16 protein-coding genes are annotated in these 18,593 nt (G+C 61.9%); 7 read left to right on the forward strand and 9 right to left on the reverse strand.

The features are described from left to right. Positions 1-41: 41 nt before the first annotated feature. Positions 42-461 (forward strand): IS5 family transposase, encoded by a 420-nt coding sequence (locus HMPREF1022_RS02315; protein WP_442852256.1) that lies wholly within the window; start codon positions 42-44, stop codon positions 459-461. A gap of 106 nt (positions 462-567) precedes the next feature. Here HMPREF1022_RS02315 and HMPREF1022_RS02320 read toward each other — a convergent pair whose 3' ends face one another. Beyond that, positions 568-1,077, reverse strand: a complete 510-nt coding sequence (locus HMPREF1022_RS02320) for a nitroreductase family protein (RefSeq protein ID WP_009301688.1) — start codon at positions 1,075-1,077, stop codon at positions 568-570. Between the two features lie 141 nt (positions 1,078-1,218). On the opposite strand from HMPREF1022_RS02320, the gene HMPREF1022_RS02325 reads away from it, so the two are divergent. Next, the gene (locus HMPREF1022_RS02325) at positions 1,219-3,231 is read left to right on the forward strand and encodes a cation:proton antiporter domain-containing protein (protein WP_008684301.1); all 2,013 of its coding nucleotides are present in this window, start codon (positions 1,219-1,221) and stop codon (positions 3,229-3,231) included. A 63-nt stretch (positions 3,232-3,294) separates the two neighbouring features. Here the strand turns inward: HMPREF1022_RS02325 and HMPREF1022_RS02330 are convergent, their stop codons facing one another. Continuing rightward, positions 3,295-4,998: a hypothetical protein gene (locus HMPREF1022_RS02330; RefSeq protein ID WP_009301689.1), complete on the reverse strand. Its 1,704-nt coding sequence runs from the start codon at positions 4,996-4,998 to the stop codon at positions 3,295-3,297. Positions 4,999-5,206: 208 nt separating this feature from the next. Between HMPREF1022_RS02330 and HMPREF1022_RS02335 the strand changes: the two genes are divergently transcribed. Genes HMPREF1022_RS02335 through HMPREF1022_RS02345 form a run of 3 tightly spaced genes read left to right on the forward strand, consistent with a single transcriptional unit; the run spans position 5,207 to position 7,086 of the window. Then, entirely contained in the window at positions 5,207-5,638 is a 432-nt protein-coding gene (locus tag HMPREF1022_RS02335; protein ID WP_009301690.1) for a CoA-binding protein, read from the forward strand. Between the two features lie 12 nt (positions 5,639-5,650). Next, positions 5,651-6,103, forward strand: a complete 453-nt coding sequence (locus tag HMPREF1022_RS02340) for a YkgJ family cysteine cluster protein (RefSeq protein ID WP_008684309.1) — start codon at positions 5,651-5,653, stop codon at positions 6,101-6,103. A gap of 5 nt (positions 6,104-6,108) precedes the next feature. Then, on the forward strand, positions 6,109-7,086 hold the full coding sequence (locus HMPREF1022_RS02345; protein ID WP_009301691.1) for a J domain-containing protein: 978 nt from the start codon (positions 6,109-6,111) through the stop codon (positions 7,084-7,086). A gap of 24 nt (positions 7,087-7,110) precedes the next feature. On the opposite strand, the gene HMPREF1022_RS02350 is transcribed toward HMPREF1022_RS02345, so the two are convergent. Together HMPREF1022_RS02350 and HMPREF1022_RS02355 are read right to left on the reverse strand one after the other, a co-directional pair. Then, positions 7,111-7,530, reverse strand: a complete 420-nt coding sequence (locus HMPREF1022_RS02350) for an aspartate 1-decarboxylase (protein ID WP_008684313.1) — start codon at positions 7,528-7,530, stop codon at positions 7,111-7,113. Between the two features lie 137 nt (positions 7,531-7,667). Further along, positions 7,668-8,090, reverse strand: coding sequence for a hypothetical protein (locus tag HMPREF1022_RS02355; protein ID WP_008684318.1), 423 nt, complete (start codon positions 8,088-8,090; stop codon positions 7,668-7,670). A gap of 658 nt (positions 8,091-8,748) precedes the next feature. Here HMPREF1022_RS02355 and HMPREF1022_RS02360 point away from each other — a divergent pair. Beyond that, entirely contained in the window at positions 8,749-9,630 is an 882-nt protein-coding gene (locus HMPREF1022_RS02360) for a DMT family transporter (RefSeq protein ID WP_008684322.1), read from the forward strand. 166 nt (positions 9,631-9,796) lie between these two features. Here HMPREF1022_RS02360 and dapB read toward each other — a convergent pair whose 3' ends face one another. From dapB to uvrB, 3 genes are all read right to left on the reverse strand, one after another. Next, entirely contained in the window at positions 9,797-10,576 is a 780-nt protein-coding gene (dapB, locus tag HMPREF1022_RS02365; protein WP_008684324.1) for a 4-hydroxy-tetrahydrodipicolinate reductase, read from the reverse strand. An 8-nt stretch (positions 10,577-10,584) separates the two neighbouring features. Beyond that, complete coding sequence (gene ligA / locus HMPREF1022_RS02370; protein WP_009301692.1) at positions 10,585-12,720, reverse strand: NAD-dependent DNA ligase LigA; 2,136 nt, start codon at positions 12,718-12,720, stop codon at positions 10,585-10,587. Between the two features lie 78 nt (positions 12,721-12,798). Continuing rightward, positions 12,799-14,838, reverse strand: coding sequence for an excinuclease ABC subunit UvrB (gene uvrB, locus HMPREF1022_RS02375; protein ID WP_009301693.1), 2,040 nt, complete (start codon positions 14,836-14,838; stop codon positions 12,799-12,801). A 65-nt stretch (positions 14,839-14,903) separates the two neighbouring features. On the opposite strand from uvrB, the gene HMPREF1022_RS02380 reads away from it, so the two are divergent. Continuing rightward, positions 14,904-15,398 (forward strand): hypothetical protein, encoded by a 495-nt coding sequence (locus HMPREF1022_RS02380; protein WP_008684327.1) that lies wholly within the window; start codon positions 14,904-14,906, stop codon positions 15,396-15,398. On the opposite strand, the gene aat is transcribed toward HMPREF1022_RS02380, so the two are convergent. Together aat and clpA are read right to left on the reverse strand one after the other, a co-directional pair. Further along, positions 15,359-16,141 carry a leucyl/phenylalanyl-tRNA--protein transferase gene (gene aat, locus HMPREF1022_RS02385; RefSeq protein WP_009301694.1) on the reverse strand — a complete coding sequence of 261 codons (783 nt, stop codon included), beginning with the start codon at positions 16,139-16,141 and terminating at the stop codon, positions 15,359-15,361. The genes HMPREF1022_RS02380 and aat overlap by 40 nt on opposite strands. 8 nt (positions 16,142-16,149) lie before the next feature. Then, positions 16,150-18,489 (reverse strand): ATP-dependent Clp protease ATP-binding subunit ClpA, encoded by a 2,340-nt coding sequence (gene clpA, locus HMPREF1022_RS02390; RefSeq protein WP_009301695.1) that lies wholly within the window; start codon positions 18,487-18,489, stop codon positions 16,150-16,152. Positions 18,490-18,593: the final 104 nt, after the last annotated feature.

The following is an 18,593-nucleotide window of genomic DNA, read 5'->3' on the forward strand; positions in this document are numbered from 1 at the left end:
ATCCCGATGGAACAGGGCGTTAAAAAACAGGTCCGCAGTCCATCGGAAAGTCCAGAGGCGGCTGGACGACCAAGCTTCATATGGTTGCCGCGAATGCTGAATGCGCGTTGAATTTCAGCCTCACTCCCGGCAACGCCGGCGATGCCCCCGAGGGGCGCAGGCTGCTTGTCCAGTTGGGGCCGATGCCAGCGCCGTGCAGCTTGCTTATGGATGGCGCATATGAGGGTAATGAAACGACTCGCTTGGGACGTGAGTTGGGCTTCACTCCGGTGGTGCCGCCCAATCCCAACCGACTGAAACCGTGGGAGTATGACAAAGAGCTATACAAAAGACGTAATGAGGTAGAACGGCTTTTCAGGAGGCTCAAAGGCTTCCGCCGTGTTTTTACTCGCTTCGATAAGCTCGATGTTATGTTCCTGGCCTTTGTCGTCTTTGCGTTAATTGTTATAGCTCTGAAATAGTGTTAACAGGCCCTAGTCAGATGACGCTTCAAGTTCCCTCCCCAACGCCAAAAGCCGCCCGCTTTCCGCCGGGCGGCTTTTTTGTCGCTATACTCCGGTCGCCTGCCTACCAGCGGTCGTTATGAATCCTGTCCGCGCGGAAGCGGTCCGCTTCAGAAAAAGGCTGGGCGGGATGGCCCAGAGCCACCAGGCTCAGAGGCATGACGTTGTCCGGCAGATTGAGTATTTCCCGTACCGGCAGTATACGGTCCTCCACCGGGTGCAGGCCGCACCAGACAGAACCCAGATTTCTGGCGCGCGCGGCCAGCATGAGGTTTTGGGTGGCGGCGGAACAATCCTGTACCCAGAAACCGGGGGTTTTTTCTTCATTGAGATCCGCGCAGACCACGATCCCCACCGGCGCGTCGGCGGCCATTTTGGCATAGGGATGCCGTCCCGCCAGGGCCGCGCGCACCTCGGGATCACGCACCACCACAAAGTGCCAGGGCTGCCGGTTGCTGGCGCTGGGAGCCAGCATGGCCGCCTTGAGCAGGATGTTCAGGTCTTCATCGCTGACGTCTTCCTGAGTATATTTGCGGATGCTGCGCCGGGTGAACAGGGCTTCAAAAATATCCATCTCCATGTCTCCTCGTAAAAAGAAAGCACTGCGGCAAGTATGCCCCAAGGGCCTGAAAAGTAAAAGCGCCTCACGATGCCGCAGGCCGCGCATCTTGCGCGGGGTGGCCGCCGATGCTATTTTGCATGGCTCGGAGGCCGCATGGAAGTCCCCTTTCTTTACGAAATAGTCATCATCTTTCTGCTCTCTATCGTTGTCACCATTGTCTGCAACCGCCTCAAACTGCCCGCCACGGTGGGCTTTCTGCTTACCGGCGTGCTTTGCGGCCCGTCCTTGCTGGGTATCGTCAGCAACCGCGAGGCCATTGATCAGGTGGCGGATATCGGCGTCGCCATGCTTTTGTTCACCATCGGCATGGAACTTTCGGGCGATGCCCTGAACAGGCTCAAACGCCCCGTCTTTCTGGGCGGCAGCCTGCAGATCGGCCTGACCGTGCTGGCCGTCATGGGCCTTGCTCTTCTGGAAGGCGTCACCTATCAGAAAGGCATTTTCTGGGGCTGCCTGGTGGCCCTCTCCTCTTCGGCCATCGTGCTGCGGATCCTGCAGGAACGCGGTACCACCAATACGCCCACAGGCCGTCTTTCTCTGGCTATCCTGGTATTCCAGGACATCATGGTGGCCCCCATGCTGCTCTCTGTGCCGCTGCTGGCGGGCACACTGGAGCTTTCGCTGGAAAACGCATTTTTTTCCGTCCTCTGGGTGGTCCTGGCACTGGGCGGCGTGCTGCTTTTCGCCCATTTCGGGCTCGATCGTCTGATGGAAGCCGTCATGCGCACGCGCACCCGTGAAATCCTGCTGTTGACCACGCTGGGCCTGTGCATGGGCATGGCCCTGCTGACCAGCGCCCTCGGTCTTTCCCTTTCCCTGGGGGCCTTTCTGGCCGGTTTACTGCTGGCCCGCTCTCAGTACAGCATGAGCGTCATCTCCGGCATCCTGCCCTATCGCGACGTGTTCATGAGCCTTTTTTTCATTTCCGTGGGCATGATGCTCAATGTGGACTTTTTCGCGCATCATTTCTTTGATATCATCCTGAGCACCTGTCTGTTCGTCCTTATCAAAGCCCTGCTGGCCCTGCCCGCGGTGTTGATCCAGGGCTATCCCCTGCGCGCGGCCATCATCACCGCCCTGTCGCTGGCCCAGGTGGGCGAATTCTCCTTTGTGCTGGCCGCTTCCGGCCTTGCAGCAGGCCTTTTCGACATGACCGCCTACCAGAACTTTCTGGCCGTAAGCGTGTTGACCATGATGCTTACCCCCGGCCTGATCGCCATAGCTCCGCGCCTGGCCGACCTGCTCACGGGCTGGCGCAATAAAAAACAACTGGAGAACGAGGAAAATACCGGCGAAGAGAGTTCGCTGGAAGACCATCTGATCATCGTGGGCTTCGGCATCAGCGGCAAGCATCTGGCCCATGTGGCGCACGAATCGGGCATTGCCTACACCATTCTGGAAATGAATCCCGAAACCGTGCACCGCTATCACGGCAAGGAGCCCATCACCCACGGCGACGCCACCCAGCCGGTGGTGCTGGAACACCTGGGCGTGGAAAAGGCGCGGGTGCTGGCGATCATCATTTCCGACCCGGCGGCGGTGCGGGCCATTACCATTGAGGCGCGCAGGCTCAATCCCAATCTGTACATCGTGGCCCGCACCCGTTTTGTGACCGAAGTGGCCCCGTTGCGCCGCCTGGGAGCCAACGACGTAATCGCTGAGGAATTTGAAACCTCCATTGAGGTCTTCAGCCGCGTGCTTACCCAGTATCTGATACCCCGGCAGGATATCGACGCCTTTGCCGCGCGCATCCGCCAGATGAACTACCGGATGATCCGGCGCATGAGCAATGCGGTAGACCCCCTCGATGAGGTGGTCAGCCGTCTGCCGGACATGGGCGTACAGGCCATGCGGCTGGGGGCGGATTCGCCTCTGTGCGGCCAGCCCCTGGCCCAGAGCGGCCTGCGGCCCCGCTACGGCGTGACCGTGGTGGCGATCCACCGCCAGGGCGAAATCGAGGCTTCGCCGGGACCGCAAACCCGCTTTGAGGCCGACGATATCGTTTATCTTTTCGGCAAGACCGACAAGCTGTATGCCGTCAAGCCCCTGTTCTCCGGCCCGCTGAAGGAAAGCGGCGTTCCGGCCAGGAGCGCGGCTGCCAGCTAGAAGCTTGTTTCTGAAGCAGATTAACTTTGAAAGCTAACCTGCTCTGATTTATCCTTGCTTCAGCTACGGTTTTGACGGTGCTGGGATTTTTGCTCCGGCGCTCTGTTCCCGCGGCAGGGGAGGCTGGAAAACCACGAAGTGGGGCGTTTCTTCCACCACCCGCCACTCATGGCGCACCCGCTGCGGCACGGAGTACCCGGCGCGGTCATAGGCGTCGGCCTTGCGCGTGTCCAGCTGATCCCGTTCCATGAAAACCGTGAGCTTCTTATCCAGCAGTTCCTGATACAGGGCTTCCACCTCGGCGTTGATTTCCCAGTCGATGAGCCAGTCGGAGCCATAGACCGGCCTATCGTTGTTGAGGTAGTAGGCAAAGGAAAAGCCGGGTATGGTTTTGTAGTTCGGCCCGTATTTGGCCCGCAGAGCCTTGAGTTCCGCCAGTCTGGCGTACATGTCCGCGTCCACCCTGACGCTGCCGGCCTTGGGGTAGATCTGCCCGGCGTCCAAGTTCAGCGCGGCGCGGGGCATGGGCCGCACCGGAAAGACATAGGGGTATTGATACCCGACCCCAAAGATCAGCAGACCGGTCAGCAGGCTGGCCCAGGCCAGAACGCGCACATTGCCGCCCAGACGGGCGTGCACCAGAAAAAAAGAAAAAAGCAGGGGCACGGCGAAAAAAGCCGGGATCTTGTAGCCGCCGCTGATGGCGACAGACCAAGCCGCCAGCAGGCCCGCGCCCAGGCCCACGCTGGCCCGCCAGCGCGGATGCGGCGACGCGACGTCGCGCAGCCAGGGCGTCAGGAAGACCTGGGGAAAGAGCACGCACAGGCCCCCCAGTACGACGAACAGGGTGGGCCAGGACAGGCCATAGCCGATCCAGGTCTGCGTGCGCAGCACTTCCCGGATATACCAGAGCGCCAGCAGCAAAAGATAGATGTAGGCCGGTTGCGGGGCGGCGGGCAAAGGCTTTTTGAGCAACTTGGCTGCCAGCCAGGGCAGAACGGCCAATCCTGGCAGCCACCAGCTCTGGCGCAGATAAATGAAAATGCCCGCGTCCAGGGCTTCGCGGATATCCAGTTGGCCCGTGGTCATGCGCGAAAACGCGGCCAGGGCCCCGGCATGATACAGCAGGCCATAGGCCAGAGCCACGAGGCCCAGCCAGGCGGCCAGACAGTATGCGGCTTCCCGCCACCGGGGCCGGATCAGCCAGATCAGCAGGACCACCGCCGGGGGCACCAGCAAAAAGGACTGCTTGCAAAGCATGGCGCAGCCCGCCAGCAGTCCGGCGGCTGCGGGCCAGCCGCTCACGGCGGCCCAGAGGGCCCCTCCGGCGAAAAGGATGCCGTCCACCGTATGCCAGGGCATATGCGGGAAACTGTGCACGCCCCAGACGAAGCCGCAGGTAGCCAGCAGAGGCAAGGGCAGACCCAAGGCCTCCAGGCGGAAGAGCCTGTTCAGAAAAAGTGCCGCGAACCAGGAAGCCGCCAGCATGCCCGCCACGAAACCGGCCTTGCCCGCCAGCACGTTGACGTTCTCCGGCGTGAGCCACATCCAGAAAGCATGCCAGTACAAAGGCAGCGCGGGCTTGATGTAATAAAAATCCCGATAGGGCACCTGCCCTTCCAGAATGCGCCAGGCATAACCGTAAAAATAGCCGAAATCCGTGGTGTCCATGCCGTAGGGCGTGTAGAACAGCAGATAGGCCAGAGGCGTCAGCACGGCGGCGGCCCAGGCCCAGCCGCGCGCTTGTTTCCCAGTAGATTGCGCCATTGTTGTGTTTTCCTCTTTCCGAAGTTCCATGCCGCGCGGCGTACCACAGGCCCGGTTCTCTGGCAAGACGCCAATCTGCCCGGCGCGGCGGCATGTCCGCTTGCGCATTTTGCCGGAGCCAGCTAAGGTGATAAATTACAAACATGGAACATGCCGTCGGGATTGCCGGACGGCTGCCTTCAGCGTCACACCTTCGGCGGATTTTGCCATGACTGACGACATATGGTTGCGCGCCCTGTTACGCAACGCCAAAGATATTGCCATATTGGGGGCCAAAGATAAGCCCGGCCAGCCGGTGGACGGCGTGGGCCGCTATCTGCTGGGACAGGGTTACAAGATATGGCCGGTACATCCCGCGCGCGCCACGGTCTGGGGGCTTGCGGCCTACCCGGACTTGGCAACCTTGCCCAAGCCCGTCGATATTATTGATGTTTTCCGCGCGCCGCAGTATTGCCCGGAGCACGCGCGCCAAGTGCTGGCCCTGCCCTGGCGGCCCAAAGTTTTCTGGATGCAGTCAGGCATTGTCTCGCCCGAAGCGCGGGAACTGCTTGAGGCGGCGGGCGTGGCCGTGGTGGAAAACGCCTGCCTGATGGTGGAACACGCCCGCCTGCTTGGCAGCGCGGCGGAACAGCAAGCATAAGGTTGGTTGTTCATGGCTTCCGAGAGCACGGAAACTGTGTTTCAATGCCGCATGTGCGGCCACTGCTGTGAAGGCCGCGGCGGCATTGTGGTCAGCCCCGCCGACCTCACGCGTCTTGCCGCATTTCTGCATCTCGCGCCGGAAGAGGCCGTTAAACGCTACGGCGAACACTCGGGTGGAAAACTCAAAATCCGCACGGGCGACGACGGCCGCTGTATCTTTTTCCGGGACGGCCAGGGTTGCGGCGTGCATGAAGGCAAGCCTGCCATCTGTCGGGCCTGGCCTTTTTTTCGGGGCAATATCGAAGATCCGGCCAGTCTGGCCCTGGCCAAGGACTTCTGCCCCGGCATCGCGCCCGAAGTGCGTCATGCCGAATTCGCCCGCCGGGGCCTCGCCTATTTGCGCGAAGAAGGCCTGCTGGCCCATGACCCTTCCTGTGAAGCCAACGCGCTGATCCTTAAGTAACTACGATGCGACGCCGCCCCCGCCAGCTCTCCTTCAAGGAATGCTACGAAATCCTCAAGCTCGATAAGGGCGCGGATCTGCAGGCCGTCAAACGGGCCTACCGCCGTCGCGCCTTTGAGCTCCATCCGGATCTGAACCCCGGCAATGCCGACGCCAGCCGTCAGTTCCAGCTGCTCAATGAAGCTTATGTGGCTCTTTCTGCCGTATTCAAACCGGTCGAGGACGCCAGACGCAAGGATCAGGCCCGCCGCGCGGCCCGGGCGGAAGGCCCGGCGGCCTCCGGCGAAGCGCAGGCGGAAGAGCGCCGCGAACAGACGGAACAGCCGACCGGCGCGCCCTCGGGCAACAGCCAGGGAGCGCCGCGCGAGGAAGCCCGGACTTCGGCACAAGCGAACAGTCAGGCGGCATCCGGCACCTCCCGGGACACGCGGAATGAATCTCAGACGGAGCCCCGGAACGAACCGACTGCTCAGCAAGCCGGAAAAGTCTCCAACGCCTACGCCGAACAGGATGTACTGCGGGATCTGCTTAATGATCCTTTTGCCCGGCGTGTCTTTGAGGACATTTACAGCGAGCTGAACCGCCAGCAGGCCGACCAGCATCAGAATGAAGCCCCCAAGAATGCGGCCCAGCCCCGCCCGGCAGCCCAAGAGAAGAAAAGCACCAAGCTGCACCAGGGCAATCTGGCCTGGGGCACACCCAAATGGAATTTGGACTTCAACAAGGGCGTCAAGGGCGTGGTCAAAGACTGGCTGCGCCGCCAGATTGACGAGGAGCAGAGCCTGACCCTGCCCACAGCCCGGCTTGCTCCGGGCAGGCGCGTGCGCCTGCAGATCCGCCGGGGACTTTCCGGCGAACTGCATACGGTGGAAATCACCCTGCCGCCGGATTTCGCGGTGGGCAAGCCCGTGCGCCTGCGCGGTCTGGGCAAGCGCGTAGGCCCCTGGCAGGGCGACCTCTATCTGACCCTGTACAATGAATAGCCAAGCCCGTAACAGGGCAATGTTCTACATGGGCTCTTCAACGACGTTGAAGGTAAATTCCCCGCTTTCCTCGCCTCCCACCACATAGCGCAAACGCTCAAGCACGGCGTTACCGGCGTCGAAAGTCAGCACCACAGGCTTTCTGGCATAGATATCTTTGGGGCCGTTGACGTACTCCACGGCGCTGATGATCAGTTCATCGCCCTGCTGGCAGGTACGCGCGGCCGCGCCGTTGAGGATGCAACAGCGGGAACCGGCCTCGCCGTAGATCACATAGGTGGAAATGCGCTGTCCGCTGTTCTTGTTCCAGATATTGACAAATTCCAGTGGGTAGATGCCCGCCAGGGCGCACTGCTCGGGATCAAGCGTAATGGAACCGTGATAATCCAGCACGCAACCGGTCACGTGAATGCCGTGCAGCTTGGCCCGCAGAATCTGAAGCATATTTCCGCCTTTGGCTTGGCCGCTCAGGCGCGCAACAATGCCGAGAGGCCGCGATCTGAAAAAAGGCCGCGCGGGCGGCCTGGAAAATTCTGGGATATTTCTGTCTGTTCCTGAAGGGATAACGGCGGGCTGGAAGCTCAATAGGCCCGGATGTATTCGTCCATATTTTCCGCAGAGCAGTTGCGGCTGACCCAGAAGGCCGAGGCCCAGACCATCAGGGCCGTGGCCTGCGTGTCGTCCAGCCCTTTGAGTTTTGATTCCAGGCTGGATTTGCTGGCCCCATGGCGCAGATGCACATTATTGACGTCACAGGCATCCGTCACCCGCAGCAAAAGGTAGGACAGCCGGGTGTGATCGGGCATCAGCTTCATGTCCTTGTGGGCTTCCACGATGGTTTTCAGCTCGGCCGCGCTGAACATGTGTTTGATGCTGGTAATGGCCCGAAAAAAAGTATCCACCGCCCAAGGCAGAATAAATTCCGCTCCGGCGCTTTTGGTGCGAAAATAATCTTTGAGCCAGCGTTCCTGATCATCATTGATGCGTGCTGCAACCTGCGGCATGGATGCCCCCGATACTTACGTGCGGCCCGGCCTGTGAACCGGGTATCATTTTTATGTTATGCGCCACCTGCTTTCTTGGAGCATGTTTACATTGAAAATGTAACATGCCCGGCGACTGCGAGACTGCCCCGAAGAGCGGCCGTAGGACCGTGTCCGTTGGCCCGAAGGGCTTACGGGCATCGGGAACAGAGATGCAGACACCCGCGCCCGACCCCAATGAAAATCGCTTTTTTAGAGAATTTCACTTTGAAATTGCTCTAACGCCGCACACGGTGCGGCGCGCCGCGAAGCGGCGTGGATTCTGGCGAAAACCACGTTTTTCGCCGGAATGCCACCTTTGAAATTTGTAAAATTTCAAAGGTAATCTGCTCTAGAACGCCAGCCATTCTCGCAGTGCGGCTTGTGGGTGGCGACAGCAGCGATGAGGTAAGGGCAGCGTCACAGCTTTGAAAATAAACACTTTCAAAACGCATCTGTTTTAGTGGCTACACTACCTTGCAGAAAAATTCAAGACATGATCTAGACATGATTTCAGAAACATTTCCAGTTGGTTCCGCCTGTACGGCGGACGGCCCACTTGCGGCCCACTTGCTTGCGCAGCGCGGAGCTTCAGCGCACACGATCAGAACCCTGCCCAAGGCGGACTTGAGGAGGAGCCATGACGCCCCGATCCGAAGGAGAAACGGACGCTTCCCGCGCGCTCAAATCCGCCCTGCTGCGGATGCACGCCGCCACAGTACTTTTCGGCCTGTCCGGCATTTTCGGCAAACTCTGCGCCTGCACCCCGGCCATGCTGGTCTGCGGTCGGGCGTTTTTTGCCGTGGGCGCGCTGAGCCTGCTCTGCCTGGCTCGCCGTCATGCGCCCTGGCAGGGGCTGCGCTGCCGGGAGCTGGCGGGGCTTGCCCTGAGCGGCACGCTGCTGACCGTCCACTTCGTCACCTTCTTCATGGGCATTCAGTTGGGCGGCGTGGCCGTGGGCACCTTGGGCTTTGCCTGCTTTCCGGGCTTCACAACCCTGTTCGAGGCGCTGGCCTATCGGGAAAAGCCCAGCGGGCGCGAATACGCCTGCATGTTTCTGGTCAGTTGCGGTCTGGCGCTGATCACGCCCAGTTTTTCCCTGGCCGACGCCACTACCGCCGGTCTGGCCTGGGGCGTGCTTTCCGGCGCGGTCTACGCCCTGGTGGCTATCGCCAACCGCCGTACAGCCACCAATATGTCCGGCACCCAGGCCTGTTGGTGGCAGAATCTGGTCATTATCGTCTGCCTGCTGCCCTTTACCGCCGAACAGTTTTCGTCCGTTTCCGATCTAGACTGGCTCTGGATCGCCTGCCTCGGGCTGATCTGCACGGCTCTGGCCTACAGCCTGTACGTCAGCAGTCTGGCCGCGCTCAAAGCCCGACGGGCGGCCGTAATCATCAGCCTTGAGCCGGTGTACGCTATCCTGGCGGCGTGGCTGCTGTTCGGCGAAACGCCGGGCCCGCGCATGACCGCAGGCGGCCTGCTGATCGTGGGTACGGTGCTGCGCATGAACCGGGCGTAAGGGGGAAGTCGGGCATGTTGCGCTTGAAAGTATCGCGTGAAGCGAATTCGCCTTACGATACTTTCATGGAAAATCCGCAAAAGCGTTTGGATATTTTTAATACCCGGCACAGCAAAAAGGCAGCCCCATTGGACTGCCTTTCAAAAGCTCTCGTGTGTCGATGTCGTCAAAACATATCCTGCATGCCGTAAAGCTTCCCCGGCTTTTGTCGGGACAGCCACGCGGCGGCGCGCAGGGCCCCCTGGGCGAAAGTCTCGCGCGAATGGGCCTGGTGACTCACTTCGATGCGCTCGCCGGGTCCCATGAAATAAATGGTATGCACGCCCACCACATCGCCGCCCCGGATGGCCTGGATACCAATCTGGGCCTTGGGCCGCTCTCCGATAATGCCGTCGCGGGAGGAACAGCGCACGTCCGGGAGCTTCCAGCCGCGCGCCTCGGCCAGGCATTCGCCCAAGGTCAGAGCCGTGCCGCTGGGAGAGTCCTTTTTGCGGTTATGGTGCAGTTCCACCATTTCGATGTCATAGCTTTCGCCCAGAGCCTTGGTTAGTTCCGGTAGAATTTTCAGCAGCACATTGATGCCGATGCTCATGTTGGAGGACCAGAAAAGCGGCGCTTTTTCAGCCAGAGCACGCAGTTCGTCCTTCTGCTCCCCGGTGAGGCCCGTGGTGCCGATGACCAGGGCGTGCCCGGTACGAGCCGCCACGCGCGCCGAGTGCAAGCTGACGGCCGGAACCGTGAAGTCAATGACCACCGCGCCCGGAACCTGCGGCAGCAAAGCCTCCAGCGAATCCGCCACAGGGCAGCCTGCCCCGGACAGCGCGTCCAGGTGTTCCTTGCTGTCCACCAGACCGGCCAGCGTGTATGCCGGATCGTTGGCTGCCAGACCGCTGATGGTTCTGCCCATGCGCCCGTTGGCGCCCACGACGATAATGGCTGTGCTCATGTGTGGCCTCACTCTGTTGCATGGTCCAGGGGTATTCCCGAAGCGGCGAGCAGTTCGCGGAAGCCCGCCTCGTCCAGCACGGCGATGCCCAGGGTACGCGCCTTGTCCAGCTTGCTGCCCGGCTTGTCGCCCACGACCAGAAAATCCAGTTTTTTATTCACACTTCCCGCCGGAATGGCCCCGGCGGCTTCGGCCAGATGCTGGGCCTTGCCGCGCTGCAGAGAGAGCGTGCCGGTGAAAAGTATGTTTTTGCCCTGTAACGGCCCGACCTGCGTTTGTGCCGTCTCCGCGCTGTTTGCGTCCGCCAGCGGGCTCAGGGGCCAGAGCCCCATCTCGCGGAAGCGCTCCAGCTGCGCCCGGTTGGCCGGGCTTTCATAAAAGTTACGGATGGAGGCCGCCACCTCCGGCCCCACGTCGGGCAAGGCCTGCAAGGTTTCGGCGTCGGCCCGGCCCAGATCGTCCAGATCGCGGAAATGTCCGGCCAGCAGGCGCGCGGTCTGCTCGCCCACATGACGGATGCCCAGGGCGCTGATCAGGCGCGGTAACGTGGCCGTATGCCTGGCCTCGTCCAGAGCATCCACGAACTTTCGGGCCAGCACCTCGCCCATGCGTTCAAAGTCCAGCAGCTCTTCCGCCTTCAGTGTAAACAGGTCCGCCGGAGATTGCACCCGGCCCGAGGTCACCAGTTGCGCGATCCATTTCTGGCCCACCCCCTGGATATCCAAACCGGCTTTGGACACGAAATGGCTGATGGCGCGCAGGCGCACCGCCGGACAGGAGAGATTGTCGCAGCGCCAGGCAGCCTCGCCGGGCTCGCGGTGCACGGCTTCGCCGCAGGCCGGGCAGGTGTGCGGAAAGACGAATTCCACGGCGTCGGGCGGACGCCTGGACAGCACCGGCCCCACCACTTCGGGGATCACGTCCCCGGCGCGCTGCACAATGACCGTATCACCCACGCGCACGTCGCGGGCGCGGATCTCATCCTCATTATGCAGGGTGGCCCGCGAAACCATGACCCCGCCCACGGGCACGGGCTCCAGTACGGCCACGGGCGTAAGCACGCCGGTACGGCCCACCTGAATGTCAATGCCCGTGAGCCGGGTTTCAGCCTGCATGGCCGGAAATTTAAAGGCCACGGCGAAACGCGGCGCGCGTGCCGTGAAGCCCAGCGCCTCCTGGGCTTCCAGATTATCCTCTTTGGCCACAGCTCCGTCGATTTCCATGGAAAAATCCTGACGGTGTTCGCGCACCCAGGCCGCGTAGGCTTCCACCTCGTCCGCTCCGGCGCAGAGCCTGCCGTCGGGGGGAGTCAGAAAACCGTAGGCCGTTAAACGCGCCATGAGTTCATGCTGAAACAGGCAGGGTTTCGCCGGAGCCCAGTCCGCCTCGCCCAGGCTGTAAGCCAGAAAGCGCAGGGGACGGGATTCGGTAACGGAAATGTCCAGCTGCCGTAAGGTGCCTGCGGCGGCGTTGCGCGGATTGGCAAAGGTTTTTCGGCCCAAGGCCTCCTGCTGGGCGTTGAGGGCCTCAAAGTCCTTTTTGAACATGACCACTTCACCGCGTACTTCCAGGCGGGCCGGAAAGGGGCCCTCCCCTCTCAGGCGCAGGGGCACGGTGCGGATGGTGCGCACGGCTTCGGTGACCACTTCGCCGATTTCGCCGTCGCCGCGGGTCAGGGCTTCAATCAGGAGGCCGTTCTCATAGATGATTTCCAGAGCCAGGCCGTCCAGCTTGGGATCACACCAGAAGCCCAGCGGCAGAGGGCCGTTAAGTTCCGCATCCCAGGCGCGCTGCATGCGCTCCACAAAGTCGCGCCAGTCCTCGTCGGAAAACACGTTGTCCAGGCCGTACATCCGGCGGCGGTGTGCCTTTTTGGCCAGACCATCAAGCAGCCTGCCGCCCACCCGCAAGGTGGGCGAATGCGGGCTGCGCAGGCCGGGCCAGCGCTCTTCCAGCTCCGTCAGCTCCCGGAACAGGGCATCGTACTGTTCATCGCTGATCTCCGGCGCGTCCAGAGTGTGATAGAGATAATTATGGCGCTCCAGCTCGGCGCTGAGCCGACGGGCGCGCTCGCGCTCCTGCGCCGAAGGCTGCGGTGCGAGAAGCGAATGCTGCTCGACAGGGGGCTTGTTCTGAGGGGACATAGGGAAAGCCTTTAGCACGTACTGACTAATAAGGATTTCTGGCCGTTGCCAAGGTCAGAGCATTAATCAGCACTTCCTTTATTCGGGAAGGGCAATAAGCCGGACGCGCAAAGCGCGGATGCGGTCACGCAGTTCCGCGGCCTGTTCAAATTCCAGATCGCGCGCGGCCTGGCGCATTTCCTTTTCCAGCTTGAGCACCAGGGCTGCCGTATCTTCGGCGGTGAGCGGCGCGGCATCAGCCTTGACGTTGGCTTTACCGTTACCGCGCCCCTTGCCCCGGCCCTTGGCCGCATCGTTATCCACATACAGCGTATCCAGCGGAGATTCAAGACTTTTTGTCGTACTCCGGGGAGTGATGTGGTGCTCTTCGTTGTAGGTCGTCTGCTTGGCGCGGCGGCGGCCGGTTTCGTCCATGGCTGCCTTCATGGAGGCCGTCACCTTGTCGGCATAGAGAATCACCCGGCCTTGGGCATTGCGCGCGGCACGGCCGAAGGTCTGGATCAGCGAGCCTGTGGAACGCAGAAAGCCTTCCTTGTCCGCATCCAGAATGCAGACCAGGGAAACTTCCGGAATATCCAGGCCTTCGCGCAGCAGGTTAATGCCCACCAGCACATCGAACTCGCCCATACGCAGGGCCCGGATAATCTGAAGACGCTCCAGGGTCTCGATGTCCGAATGCAGATAGCGCGCCTTTACGCCCATATTGCAACAGTATTCGGTCAGATCCTCGGCCATGCGCTTGGTCAGAGTGGTCACCAGCACGCGCTCGCCGCGCGTAACCCTGGCCCGGCACTCGCTGAGCAGATCCTCCATCTGGCCCTTGACCGGGCGGATCTCCACTTCCGGGTCCACCAGACCGGTGGGCCGGATGATCTGTTCGGCCACGATGCCCTGGGCCTGGTCCATCTCGTAGCGGCCCGGCGTGGCGGAAACATACACCACCTGATTGAGCAGGGAGGTAAATTCGTCGAACTGCAAAGGCCGGTTGTCCAGGGCCGAGGGCAGGCGGAAGCCGTATTCCACCAGGGTCTGCTTGCGCGAACGGTCGCCTTTGAACATGCCGCCCACCTGGGGAATGGTAATGTGCGATTCGTCCACAAAGAGCAGAAAATCGCGCGGAAAGTAATTGAGCAGACAGGACGGCGGCTCGCCGGTTTTGCGGCCGTCCAGATGGCGGGTGTAGTTTTCAATGCCGTTGCAGTAGCCCAGTTCCTCGATCATTTCCAGATCCAGCTGGGTACGCTGTTCCAGGCGCTGGGCCTCCACCAGCTTGCCGTGCTCCTTGAAGTACGTGAGCCGCGCGGTCAGTTCATCGCGGATGTCCCCGGCCGCGCGCTTCAGGTTGTCCTGGGCCGAAACGAAGTGGCTGGCCGGGTAGAGCACGGTTTTGCCCACTTCGGCCAGCACTTCGCCGGTGAGCGGGTCGATTTCGCGCATGGCGTCGATATCGTCGCCGAAAAACTCCAGACGCAGAGCCCGCTCGTGATGATAGGCCGGAATGATTTCCAGAGCGTCTCCGCGCACCCGGAACGTGCCGCGGTGAAAGTCATAGTCGTTGCGCTCGTAATGCACTTCCACGAGACGGGTGATCAGATCGTCCATGGGCAGACGCTGCCCCACTTCCACGGGAATGACCATCTTGGCGTAGTATTCCGGCGAACCCAGGCCGTAAATACAGGACACCGAGGCCACGATGACCACGTCGCGCCGGGTCAACAGGGCGTGAGTGGCCGCATGGCGCAGCTTGTCTATATTGTCGTTGATGGAGGAATCTTTCTCGATGTAGGTATCCGAGGCGGGCACATAGGCCTCGGGCTGGTAGTAGTCGTAATAGCTCACAAAATATTCCACGGCATTGCGCGGAAAAAGCTCGCGAAATTCATTGTAGAGCTGAGCGGCCAGGGTTTTATTGGGCGCAAGCACCAGGGCCGGGCGATTGCAGCGGGCGATCACATTGGCCATGGTGAAGGTTTTGCCCGAGCCGGTCACGCCCAGGAGCACCTGCGCGGGCACACCGGCCCGGATATTGTCAGTCAGGGCGGTTATAGCCTCAGGCTGGTCGCCCATGGGCGTGTAGCCGGTCTGCAAACTGAAAGGAGTGGTTGACTTATCTTCCATAGAGATGGCTTTTGGGGTAAAAGGGAGGCGTTGGAACACGCCACACAAACAAGACAGGAACGATTATGGAAAAACAGAGTATTGCCGCGCCGTCCGATGCCCTGCTGGACAGGGTTTATATTGTGGCCGCCACCCTGAGCGCCTTCAAGGGCCGCCGCCATGTGGAAGTGCACATTTTCCGCCACGGGGCCACGGAAGAGGAGCTGGCGGCCCTGCAAGGCAAAAATCTGGTGGGCCCGCCCGATCCGGCGGTGCCGCCCCAGGTGTTGCAGGGTGCCACCGAGGAAGCCGCCCTGCGCTGCATTCTGGAAGCCTTTACTGAAGAGGAAAGCCGGGCCCTGGTGGACTACCTCGAACAGCGCTATGCCGAGCACATTGAAAAAATCACCGTCTGCCCGCTGGATCTGCCGGTGCCGCTGGGCGTGGCCCCGCTGAGCGGCATTCCCGAGGGCAAGAGCACGGGCTTCATCCGCTTCGAGGCCGTGCCCAACTATCCCCTGCCCTTTGTGGCGCGCGGCTTTTATGATCTGGCGATCCACGAACCGTTGATGGCGGAATAGGCGTAGGCCGTTTTCCAGGGGGCCCAGGGAACGGCGCGGATTTCTCGCCGAAGGGCGTCCGGCTCCCTTGCCTCTCGCTCTTCCCGCCATCCCTCGGCGGCCAGCGCCCTTGCCAGCCGCTCCCGAAACGCCGCCCTCGGCAGCATGACCCCGCCCATCCGCATGATGTGCGGGGTCTCTTGCTGGCAATCCAGCACTACGGCCCCGCGCAGCCGTAACAGGGCCACCAGCCCGGCCAGGGCCGCGCGGGAGGCTTCGGATTCACGGTGAAACATGGACTCGCCGAAAAAGGCCCGGCCCAAGGCCACTCCGTACAGACCGCCGACCAGTGCGCCATCCCGCCAGGACTCCACGGAATGTGCATAACCCAGGGCGTGCAGACGTTCATAGGCCGCGATCATCTCCGGCGTGAGCCAGGTGCCGTGCCCATTTGCTCGCAATCCGGCGCAGGCCCGGATGACCTCGCCGAAGGCCGCATCCAGGGTAAGCTCAAAGGGACGGCGGCGCAACGCGCGGGCGCTGCGGGACGGCAGACAAAAATCCTCCAGGGGCAGCACGCAACGCGGATCAGGCGACCACCAGAGAATGGGCAAGCCCTCCTCGTACCAGGGAAAAATTCCCAGGCTGTAGGCCGCCAGCAGCCGCGCGGGTTGCAGATCACCGCCCGCGCAGAGCAAACCGTCCGCGCGGGCGGCCTCCAAAGGAGGAAACTGTGCGGCCAGATCCGCGAACGTGCCGCTCATGCTCCCGTTCAGGCCTCCACCGGCGCGCGCGCGGCCCTGGCTCCGGCGCGCGTGGGACGCGCGGCGGGCGACGAGGCCGAAGTGACAAGGGACAGGGCGTCGTCCTTGAGCGTCAGCCGGGCACTGCCGCCCTTTTTCAGAGTTCCGAACAGCAGCTCGTGGGCCAGGCGGTCCTCCAGCTCGTTGCGCAGCAGGCGGCGCAGAGGCCGCGCGCCCATGGCCGGATCAAAGCCCTTGAGGGCCAGCCACTGCCGGGCCTTGTCCGTCACGCTGAGATTGACCTTGCGCGGGGTCAGGGTGACGCGGATTTCGGCCAGGAACTTGTCCACTATGCGCAGCATCATTTCCTGAGACAGGCTGTGGAAAGGCACCAGTGCGTCCAGGCGGTTGCGGAACTCGGGCGTGAACAGGTTTTCCACGGCCTTGAGGCCCTTGCGGGCCGCATCCTCGGGCGCGGCCTGTCCGAAGCCGATGGCCGAACGCGACATCTCAAAGGCCCCGGCATTGGAGGTCATGATCAGAATGACATGCGAAAAGTCGGTCTTGCGGCCCGTATTGTCCGTGAGGGTCGCATAGTCCATAACTTGAAGCAGTACATTAAAGATGTCCGGATGGGCCTTTTCCACCTCGTCCAACAACACCACGGAATACGGAGCCTTACGTACCGCTTCGGTCAGCAGGCCGCCCTGATCAAAACCCACATAGCCGGGAGGCGAGCCGATCAGCCGGGACACGGAATGCTTTTCCATGTATTCGCTCATGTCGTAACGCAGAAACTCCACGCCCATGAGCTTGGCAAGACTGCGGGCCACCTCGGTTTTGCCCACGCCCGTGGGCCCGTAGAACAAAAAGGCTCCGGCCGGGCGCTGTTCCTGCCCAAGACCGGCGCGGGCGCGCAGAATGGCCCGCACAGTGAGCTCAATGGCTTCGCCCTGGCCGAAGACCAGATGCTTCAGGTCCCGTTCGAGATTCGCCAGGCGCGCGCGTTCCCGCCCGGAGACCGTGCGCAATGGAATACCCGCCATGCGGGCCACCACCCGCTCCACATCGGCCATGCTCACGGCCGGGCGCGTTTCCCTGCCCTGGGGGGCGTCGGGAAGAGCGCCCTGCCGCAGGCGCACGGCAGCCCCGGTTTCATCCATTACGTCAATGGCTTTGTCCGGCAGCAGGCGGTCCCGCACGTGGCGAGCGGAAAGCTCAACCATAGCTTTAAGAACAGAAGGGCTGTAACGCACCCGATGGTGTTCCGCATAGCGGCCTTCCAGGCCTTGCAGGATAGCCAGACAATCCGTGACGTCCGGCTCATGCAGATCTATGCGCTGAAAACGCCGGGCCAGGGCACGGTCCTTTTCCAGATGGTTGCGAAACTCTTCATAGGTAGTGGAGCCGATGCAGCGGATCTCACCGCCGGCAAGCGCCGGTTTCAGCAGATTGGAGGCATCCATGGAGCCGCCGGACGTGGAACCAGCCCCCACGATAGTATGGATTTCGTCGATAAACAGAATGGCCTCGGGCATGGCCTTGAGGGCCTGCACTATGGCCTTGAGGCGGCCTTCGAAATCACCGCGGTAGCGGGTTCCGGCCAGCACCAGGCCCATGTCCAGGGCAAACAGCCGGGTATCGGCAAACATCTCCGGCACCCGGCCCTCGGCGATGCGCAGGGCCAGACCTTCGGCCAGAGCGGTTTTGCCCACGCCCGGATCGCCCACAAAAAGCGGATTGTTCTTGCGGCGGCGGCAAAGCACCTCAATGGCGCGGTCCAGTTCCTGCTCCCGGCCCACCAAGGGGTCAATCTTGCCTTCCCTGGCGCGGGCCGTGAGGTCCACGGTATACTGGGCCAAAGGATCGCCCTTGGCCGCGCGGGCATCGCCGGACGCGCCGTCCGTTTCTTTTTCCTCCACGCCGCGCGAGCCGCCGCCTTCGTCCAGGCCGTGCGAAATGAAGGTCAGCACGTCCAGGCGCTCCACCCCCTGCTTGCGCAGGAAGAAGAGCGCGTAGCTCTCATCTTCGTCCATGATGGCGATCAGCAGGTCGCCCAGCTCCACTGTATCGCGGCCCGCAGAACGGATATGGTTGAGCGCGCGTTCCAGCACGCGCTGCACGCCGTCGGTCTGGGTGACTTCATACTTGCCGGGCTGGTCCACCACTTCCAGTTCCGTACGGAAAAAACCTTCCAACTGCTCGCGCAGCACGGCCACGCTGGCCCCGCTGCCCTCCAGAATAATCCGGCCTTTCATGCTGTTGGTCAGGGCGTAGAGCACATGTTCCACTGTCAGCAGATCATGCCTGCGCCGCTGCACTTCCATAAGGGCGTCCCTCAGGACGCTTTGCACGCTTTTACTCAGCATATTTTCTCCCTCCCGCCACAGCCGAAGTCGACTGCGGGGAGCTGTTCCGGCGGCCCGGCCACATGCCGTGTCCAAACTACGGCGGTCCGCCGCGCCGTTGCCGC

The organism is Desulfovibrio sp. 6_1_46AFAA, assembly GCF_000224635.1.
In the GTDB taxonomy this organism is placed as follows: domain Bacteria; phylum Desulfobacterota; class Desulfovibrionia; order Desulfovibrionales; family Desulfovibrionaceae; genus Desulfovibrio; species Desulfovibrio fairfieldensis.

Coding starts and splice junctions, on each gene's coding strand:
- aat (WP_009301694.1), bottom strand. CDS start 16,141: ATGAGCGGCACGTTCGCGGATCTGGCCGCACAGTTTCCTCCTTTGGAG.
- clpA (WP_009301695.1), bottom strand. CDS start 18,489: ATGCTGAGTAAAAGCGTGCAAAGCGTCCTGAGGGACGCCCTTATGGAA.
- HMPREF1022_RS02320 (WP_009301688.1), bottom strand. CDS start 1,077: ATGGATATTTTTGAAGCCCTGTTCACCCGGCGCAGCATCCGCAAATAT.
- dapB (WP_008684324.1), bottom strand. CDS start 10,576: ATGAGCACAGCCATTATCGTCGTGGGCGCCAACGGGCGCATGGGCAGA.
- uvrB (WP_009301693.1), bottom strand. CDS start 14,838: ATGGAAGATAAGTCAACCACTCCTTTCAGTTTGCAGACCGGCTACACG.
- HMPREF1022_RS02330 (WP_009301689.1), bottom strand. CDS start 4,998: ATGGCGCAATCTACTGGGAAACAAGCGCGCGGCTGGGCCTGGGCCGCC.
- HMPREF1022_RS02350 (WP_008684313.1), bottom strand. CDS start 7,530: ATGCTTCAGATTCTGCGGGCCAAGCTGCACGGCATTCACGTGACCGGT.
- HMPREF1022_RS02325 (WP_008684301.1), top strand. CDS start 1,219: ATGGAAGTCCCCTTTCTTTACGAAATAGTCATCATCTTTCTGCTCTCT.
- HMPREF1022_RS02335 (WP_009301690.1), top strand. CDS start 5,207: ATGACTGACGACATATGGTTGCGCGCCCTGTTACGCAACGCCAAAGAT.
- ligA (WP_009301692.1), bottom strand. CDS start 12,720: ATGTCCCCTCAGAACAAGCCCCCTGTCGAGCAGCATTCGCTTCTCGCA.
- HMPREF1022_RS02355 (WP_008684318.1), bottom strand. CDS start 8,090: ATGCCGCAGGTTGCAGCACGCATCAATGATGATCAGGAACGCTGGCTC.
- HMPREF1022_RS02345 (WP_009301691.1), top strand. CDS start 6,109: ATGCGACGCCGCCCCCGCCAGCTCTCCTTCAAGGAATGCTACGAAATC.
- HMPREF1022_RS02380 (WP_008684327.1), top strand. CDS start 14,904: ATGGAAAAACAGAGTATTGCCGCGCCGTCCGATGCCCTGCTGGACAGG.
- HMPREF1022_RS02340 (WP_008684309.1), top strand. CDS start 5,651: ATGGCTTCCGAGAGCACGGAAACTGTGTTTCAATGCCGCATGTGCGGC.
- HMPREF1022_RS02360 (WP_008684322.1), top strand. CDS start 8,749: ATGACGCCCCGATCCGAAGGAGAAACGGACGCTTCCCGCGCGCTCAAA.